Origin of the sequence: Enterorhabdus sp. P55 (genome assembly GCF_009911695.1) — a bacterium.
In the GTDB taxonomy this organism is placed as follows: Bacteria; Actinomycetota; Coriobacteriia; order Coriobacteriales; family Eggerthellaceae; genus Enterorhabdus.
Genome location: NZ_QWKK01000108.1, coordinates 1 through 6,522, shown reverse-complemented (window position 1 = coordinate 6,522; position 6,522 = coordinate 1). Strand labels below are relative to the sequence as shown.

The following is a 6,522-nucleotide window of genomic DNA, read 5'->3' as shown; positions in this document are numbered from 1 at the left end:
TCGTATCTGATCCTAAGGTCTGATGGCATAAAGAAGCCTCCCATTTCTCGTGTCCAAGAAATGGGAGGCAGTACACTTTGGCGGGTCTGAATTCTGCGATTTTCGTTTGAGAACTCTCCCCAGCAGCTTACGGCTTTTCCCTGACGGAATGGGCGTAAATTACTCAAAACTGCAAACATTAGACTAGATAAAAAGTGACCTCTGACCTTGCAATTTACTCCCACTCCACCGTAGCAGGCGGCTTGCTCGTCACGTCGTAGACCACGCGGTTCACCCCCGGCACCTCGGCCACCACGCGGCTGCTCACCCGCGCGAGCACCTCGTAGGGCAGCCTCGCCCAGTCGGCGGTCATGGCATCCTGGCTCTCCACAGCGCGCAGGATGATCGGGCGGGCGTAGGTGCGCTCGTCGCCCATGACGCCGACGCTGCGGATGTCGGGCAGCACCGCGAAGTACTGCCACACGCTGCGCTCGCTGTCGCGCACGCCGGTCTCCTGGAACAGGCGCTCGTTGTAGGCGTCCAGCTCCTCGCGGACGATGGCGTCGGCGCTCTTCAGCACCTCCAGCTTCTCGGCGTCCACGTCGCCGATGATGCGGATGGCCAGGCCGGGGCCGGGGAACGGCTGGCGGTGCACGATGTGGTCCGGCAGCCCGAGCGCGGTGCCCAGCGCCCGCACCTCGTCCTTGAAGAAGTGGTCGAGCGGCTCGATGAGCTCGAAGGACACCCCCTCGGGGAACGGGATCAGGTTGTGGTGGCTCTTGATGGTGGACGCCTTTCCGCCCGTCTTGCGCGCGCCGCTCTCGATGATGTCGGGGTAGATGGTGCCCTGGGCCAGGTACTTCACGCCGTCGAGCTGCTGCGCCACGGCGAAGAACTCCTTCCAGAACTGCGTGCCGATGATGCGGCGCTTCTCCTCCGGGTCGCTCACGCCGGCGAGCAGCTCCAGGTAGCGCTCGCGCGCGTCCACGCGGATGAAGTCCACGTCGAACTGCTCGGTGAAGACGGCCTCCACCTCCTCGGGCTCGCCCTTGCGCAGCAGCCCGTGATCCACGAACACGCACACCAGCTGCCGTCCGATGGCTCGCGCGCCCAGAGCCGCCACCACCGACGAGTCCACGCCGCCGGAAAGCCCCAGGATGACGCGATCCTCCCCCACCTTCTCGCGGATGGCCGCAACCGAGTCCTCGATGATCGAGTCCATGGTCCAGTCGGGCACAAGCCCGCAGATGCCGAAGAGGAAGTTAGCCAGCAGCTCGTTGCCGAACGCGGTATGGCGCACCTCGGGATGGAACTGCGTCGCGTACAGGCGTCGCTCGGCGCACTCCATCGACGCCACGGGGCACACGTCGGTCCGCGACGTCACCGCAAACCCCTCGGGCACGCGGCTCACCGCGTCGCGATGGCTCATCCACACGGTCTGCTCCCCCGGCGTGTCCGCGAACAGCGCGCTCTCGCCGCAGCGGGTGAGCGGCGCGGGGCCGTACTCCCCCTTCTCGGTGTGCCCCACCTCGCCGCCGAGCGTCACGGCCATGATCTGCTGCCCGTAGCAGAACCCGAGCACGGGGATGCCCAGCTCCAGGATGGCGGGGTCGATGGTGGGCGCGTCCTCGGCGTACACGCTCGCCGGGCCGCCGGAGAAGATGATAGCCGCCGGGGCCATCGCCCGCACCTCGTCAGCGGTGATGTCGCAGGGGACGATCTCGGAGTAGACGTGCAGGTCGCGCACGCGCCGGGCGATGAGCTGCCCATACTGGGCTCCGAAGTCGACGACGATGACGCGCTGGTCGGGAAGGGCGGACTGGCTCACGATGGCTCCTCGCATAGGCTGGGCGCACGACGGCGCACGACGGTTTCGAATACCGTCCATCATACACGAACCAGGTTGCAGCCGTGTTACCTGTCCCCGGGCGAATCCACGCCGGCCGCCCAGCAGGGCGCGGACGGCGCAGCTGGTGCAGCCGGCGGCGGGAAACAGCTCCGGGACGACGATGGCGGCAGCAGAAACGACCCCCCGATGGCGCCGGAAGCCGCCCGCCGCTACTCCAGGTAGCGCGCCCGCAGCTCCTCCACCGCATCTGGCCCGAAGCCCAGGCCGTCATGCAGGTAGTTGTCCATGCTGCCGAACTCCTTGCGCACGGCGTCGAAGGCGGTGTCGTAGTACTCCGTCTGGGCGTAGAACAGCGCGTCCACGTCGGCGTCCGCCCCCTCTAGCACGTGATGGCGCGCCAAAGCGTCGAGCATCTTCTCCACCCACGTGCGCACGAACAGGTTGGTAGCCAGGTAGTCGGCGCGGATGGCCTCCTCCGGCACGCCTAGCGCGTACTCCACCAGGATGGAGCCGAGGCCCGCGCGATCCTTGCCCTCCGTGCAGTGCCAGAGCGTCGCGCCCGAGGTTGCCCCCAGCAGCACCTGCAGGAAGTCGCGATAGGCGCCCATGCCCCGCTCCCCCAGCAGGCACTCGGGATACAGCTGGCGGATCATCTCGAACGGCTTGCCGTTGAACCGCCGCAGCGCCCGCACGTCTTGGGCCACGTCGCCCTCGTGGGTGATACCCACCGCCCCCTCCTCGAACACGGGGAAGTCGTAGAACACGACGCCGGCCATCTTGCCCTTGGGATCCGGCTCCTTCTGCCGCTCCACGTCGGTACGGAAGTCGACGACCCGCTCCACGTCATGCATCGACTCCAGCTGGCGCAGGTCGGTGTCGGTGCCATGATGGAGCGCGCCCGACCGAACGAGCCGTCGCCGCGCGATGCGCTTCCCGCCAGCCGCCGGCAGCCCACCCAGGTCGCGGGTGTTGGGCAGCCCCTGCAGAAACACATGCCCGAAGTCGGGAAAACCCGGAACGGCCCGCGGGGTCTCCGCCCCGCCCGCAAGATCGCTCTCAGCCATGGAAGCCTTCTTTCGCTCGCTCGATCGTTTCCCCCGATCATAGCGAGCCCGCGCTCCGGCCCTCCCCCTCCCCACCCATCCGTTTCCCGACGGTCGCCAAGCAACATCCTCACGATAGGTTTCGAAAACCTGTTGACAAGTCGCATTGCATCCCTATACTTATGAACAGTTGCTCATATGTTTAAGTGAATGAGGGAACGTATGCTACAGTATCGCTACGAGACCATCGACCTCGATCCCGAGGAGCCCTTCGAGAAAGACGAGGCGGCAGTCTTCGAGAACGAGGCGCCCGCCGATGCAGCTCTCGGGGATGAGCGCCCCGCCGGTGCAGCCCCTATGGGCGCAGCAACCGAGGGCGCAGCCCCTGCGGGCGCGAGGGCCGAAGATGCGAGCGCCAGCGCCAACACCGGCGCTCCCCACATCGAGGCCCACGGCGCCGACGCCGGCTGCGGCTGCGCGACCGGCGCCTCCCCCGCTCCGGAGTGCATGCCCGACGAGGAGCTGCTCTACGACCTGGCCGACCTGTTCAAGGCGTTCGCGGACACCACGCGCATCCGCATCCTCTATGCGCTCATGGGCCAAGACCGCTGCGTCGCGGACATCGCCGAGATCATCGGCGTCTCCCAAAGCGCCGTTTCCCACCAGCTGCGCACGCTCAAGCAGGCGCGCCTGGTGAAGTTCCAGCGCGACGGCAAGAACATCATTTACTCGCTCTCCGACGACCACGTCTACACCATGCTCGCCCAGGGCATGACCCACATCTGCGAGTAGCGCGCCCCGCGCAAAGCCCGCCAAAGACCCGCCAGAATGTTTCACGTGAAACATTCGTTCGCAAGAAAGAGCAAGCGAAGCAGCACCGTCAGCAGCGAAGCCGAACAAAGCATTCGAAGCACCATCGGAACAACGTACGGAAATGTTTCACGTGAAACATTCGTACCCCAAAATTGAGAGAAGGGAACAACCATGCGCAAGGCACTCAAGCTCCAGAACCTCGACTGCGCGAATTGCGCCGCCAAGATGGAGAGCGACATCAGCGCCCTCGAGGGCGTCACCAAGGCCTCCATCAGCTTCATGACCCAGAAGCTGATGCTCGACGTCGACGGAGACGCCCAGGCCTTCGACGCCGTCCTCGACAAGGCCCAGGCCATCTGCGCCAAGTACGAGCCCGACTGCGTCATCGTTCGCTAGTCAGCGTATTCGGGGCACACACCGCAGCAAGGTCCCGCGGCCCGCTCAGCACCCAACGAGTCAGGAAGAGCCACGAAAGGCGGCCTGCGCTACGCCACATCGCACCGAACGAGCAAACTCTTAGAGCCAGCTCAAATCAAGTGCACCCGCAGCGCCGCCAACGCCACCCGTCTAGCCTGTTCCGAACACGTGCCGTCAGCACCGCCGATGTCGCCTACCCCGCACCATCCCGTCAAGCACCAACGCCCCGACCCACCCGACCCACCCGCCCCCGGCTTCCCCGACCTACCCATCCCGACAGAACGGCAGCCTCCTATGACTACCCTCACCGACAAGCAGATCCGCTGGCGCAACCGCATCATCGCGGCGCTCGCGCTGTTCGCCATCGCCTTCGCCATCGAGCAGACCGGCCTCCTCAAGACCTGGTTCGGCGAGCCCGATGACCTCTACGCCGAGCTCGTCCTGTTCCTCGTCCCCTACCTCGTCGCTGGCTACGACGTGCTGCTCAAGGCAGCGCGCAACATCGGCCGCGGCCAGGTTTTCGACGAGAACTTCCTCATGTCCGTGGCCACCATCGGCGCGTTCGCCCTCGTGCTGTTCCCCGACACTGAGCCGCATATGGCCGAAGGCGCCGCCGTCATGCTGTTCTACCAGGTGGGCGAGCTGTTCCAGAGCTACGCCGTGGGCAAGTCGCGCAAGTCCATCGCCGACATGATGGACATCGCCCCCGAGTTCGCCAACATCATGCGCGACGGCCAGCTCGTGCAGGTCGACCCCTACGAGGTGTCCCCCGGCGACGAGATCGTCATCAAGCCGGGCGAGCGCATCCCGCTCGACGGCGTCGTCGTCAGCGGTCAGTCGCAGGTGGACACCGCCGCCCTCACCGGCGAATCTGTCCCACGCCAGGCCGACCCCGGCGACGAGGTCATCTCCGGCTGCGTCAACCTCACCGGCGCCCTCACCGTCCGCGTCACCAAGCCCTTCGAGGACTCCACGGTCAGCCGCATCCTGGAGCTCGTGGAGAACGCGGCCGACAAGAAGGCCCGCACCGAGAGCTTCATCACCCGCTTCGCCCGCTACTACACCCCCGCCGTCGTCGGCGTGGCCGCGGCGCTGGCCATCCTGCCGCCGCTGCTCTTCGGCCAGGAGTGGGCCAACTGGATCCTGCGCGGCCTCACCTTCCTCGTGGTGTCATGCCCCTGCGCGCTGGTCATCTCGGTGCCCCTATCGTTCTTCGGAGGCATCGGCGGCGCCTCGCGCGTCGGTATCCTCGTGAAGGGCAGCAACTACCTGGAAGCCCTCGCCCACGCCGAGACCGTCGTCTTCGACAAGACCGGCACGCTCACCAACGGCACCTTCGCCGTCACGGCCATCCATGCCGAGGGCGACACCACCGAAGAGGAGCTGCTCGCCCTGGCCGCCCACGCCGAGTCGCTCTCCAACCATCCCATCGCCGCCTCCGTGCGTCAGGCTTACGCCGGCCCCCTCGATCCCGCCCGCATCCAGAAGGCCGAGGAGGTCAGCGGCCAAGGCGTCCGCGCCGTCATCGACGAGCGCGAGGTGCTGGTGGGCAACGGGCGCCTCATGGACTCCGCCGGCGCGAACTGGCACGACTGCGAGCTCGTCGGCACCATCCTCCACGTGGCCATCGACGGCGTCTACGCCGGCCACATCATCATCGCCGACATGGTGAAGGACGACGCGGCCGCCGCCATCGCCGCCTTGCGGAAGGCCGGCGTGCGCAAGACGGTCATGCTCACCGGCGACCGCGCCGACGTGGCCCAGGCCGTCGCCGCCCAGCTCGGCATCGATGAGGTGCGCGCCGAGCTGCTGCCTCAGGACAAGGTAGCCCAGGTGGAGGCCCTCCTCGACGCCCAGGCGGCCGCCAACCCCAAGGGCAAGCTCGCCTTCGTCGGCGACGGCATCAACGACGCGCCCGTCCTCACCCGCGCCGACCTCGGCATCGCCATGGGCGCCATGGGCTCAGACGCTGCCATCGAAGCCGCCGACGTGGTGCTCATGGACGACCGCCCCTCGCAGATCGCCCGTGCCATCTCCATCGCCCGCAAGACCATGGCCATCGTCTGGGAGAACATCGTGTTCGCCCTCGGCGTCAAGCTGGCCGTGCTCGCACTCGCAGCCGTCGGCATCGCCAACATGTGGATGGCCGTCTTCGCCGACGTGGGCGTGGCCGTCATCGCCATCCTCAACGCCATGCGCGCCATGAACGTGCGGAAGTAACGCGCGACGTCACCCGCGCGACCTCCAACACGCCCCCAGCGCACCCGCAGCGCACCCACGGGGGCAACGCCCCTCCCGAGAGCCGCCCCCTCAGGGCGGCTCTCGCGCGCCCTCCCAACCCCACGCCCCACAGACGCCCCGCCCGCGCCCCCAGCGCCCCCAGCGCTCCAACCCCCAACCCCCACCCCCCAACTCCAGCAG

At 67.1% G+C, this 6,522-nt stretch carries 5 protein-coding genes; 3 read left to right on the top strand and 2 right to left on the bottom strand.

Annotated elements, in window-relative coordinates; genetic code table 11:
• Positions 1 to 214: 214 nt before the first annotated feature.
• Both guaA and D1643_RS09135 read right to left on the bottom strand, forming a co-directional pair.
• Positions 215 to 1,822, bottom strand: coding sequence for a glutamine-hydrolyzing GMP synthase (guaA, locus tag D1643_RS09140; RefSeq protein WP_160710324.1), 1,608 nt, complete (start codon positions 1,820 to 1,822; stop codon positions 215 to 217).
• A gap of 215 nt (positions 1,823 to 2,037) precedes the next feature.
• Complete coding sequence (locus D1643_RS09135; RefSeq protein WP_160710323.1) at positions 2,038 to 2,892, bottom strand: tyrosine-protein phosphatase; 855 nt, start codon at positions 2,890 to 2,892, stop codon at positions 2,038 to 2,040.
• Between the two features lie 486 nt (positions 2,893 to 3,378).
• Here D1643_RS09135 and D1643_RS09130 point away from each other — a divergent pair, with 486 nt between their 5' ends.
• The 3 genes from D1643_RS09130 to D1643_RS09120 all read left to right on the top strand — a co-directional run bounded on the left by D1643_RS09130 (position 3,379) and on the right by D1643_RS09120 (position 6,321).
• Positions 3,379 to 3,663, top strand: coding sequence for a helix-turn-helix transcriptional regulator (locus D1643_RS09130; protein ID WP_160710325.1), 285 nt, complete (start codon positions 3,379 to 3,381; stop codon positions 3,661 to 3,663).
• 192 nt (positions 3,664 to 3,855) lie between these two features.
• Positions 3,856 to 4,080, top strand: a complete 225-nt coding sequence (locus tag D1643_RS09125) for a cation transporter (protein ID WP_160710322.1) — start codon at positions 3,856 to 3,858, stop codon at positions 4,078 to 4,080.
• 315 nt (positions 4,081 to 4,395) lie between these two features.
• A complete protein-coding gene (locus tag D1643_RS09120) occupies positions 4,396 to 6,321 on the top strand; it encodes a heavy metal translocating P-type ATPase (RefSeq protein ID WP_160710321.1) in 1,926 nt (641 codons plus the stop codon).
• Positions 6,322 to 6,522 lie beyond the last annotated feature (201 nt).

Coding starts and splice junctions, on each gene's coding strand:
- D1643_RS09120 (WP_160710321.1), top strand. CDS start 4,396: ATGACTACCCTCACCGACAAGCAGATCCGCTGGCGCAACCGCATCATC.
- D1643_RS09135 (WP_160710323.1), bottom strand. CDS start 2,892: ATGGCTGAGAGCGATCTTGCGGGCGGGGCGGAGACCCCGCGGGCCGTT.
- guaA (WP_160710324.1), bottom strand. CDS start 1,822: ATGCGAGGAGCCATCGTGAGCCAGTCCGCCCTTCCCGACCAGCGCGTC.
- D1643_RS09125 (WP_160710322.1), top strand. CDS start 3,856: ATGCGCAAGGCACTCAAGCTCCAGAACCTCGACTGCGCGAATTGCGCC.
- D1643_RS09130 (WP_160710325.1), top strand. CDS start 3,379: ATGCCCGACGAGGAGCTGCTCTACGACCTGGCCGACCTGTTCAAGGCG.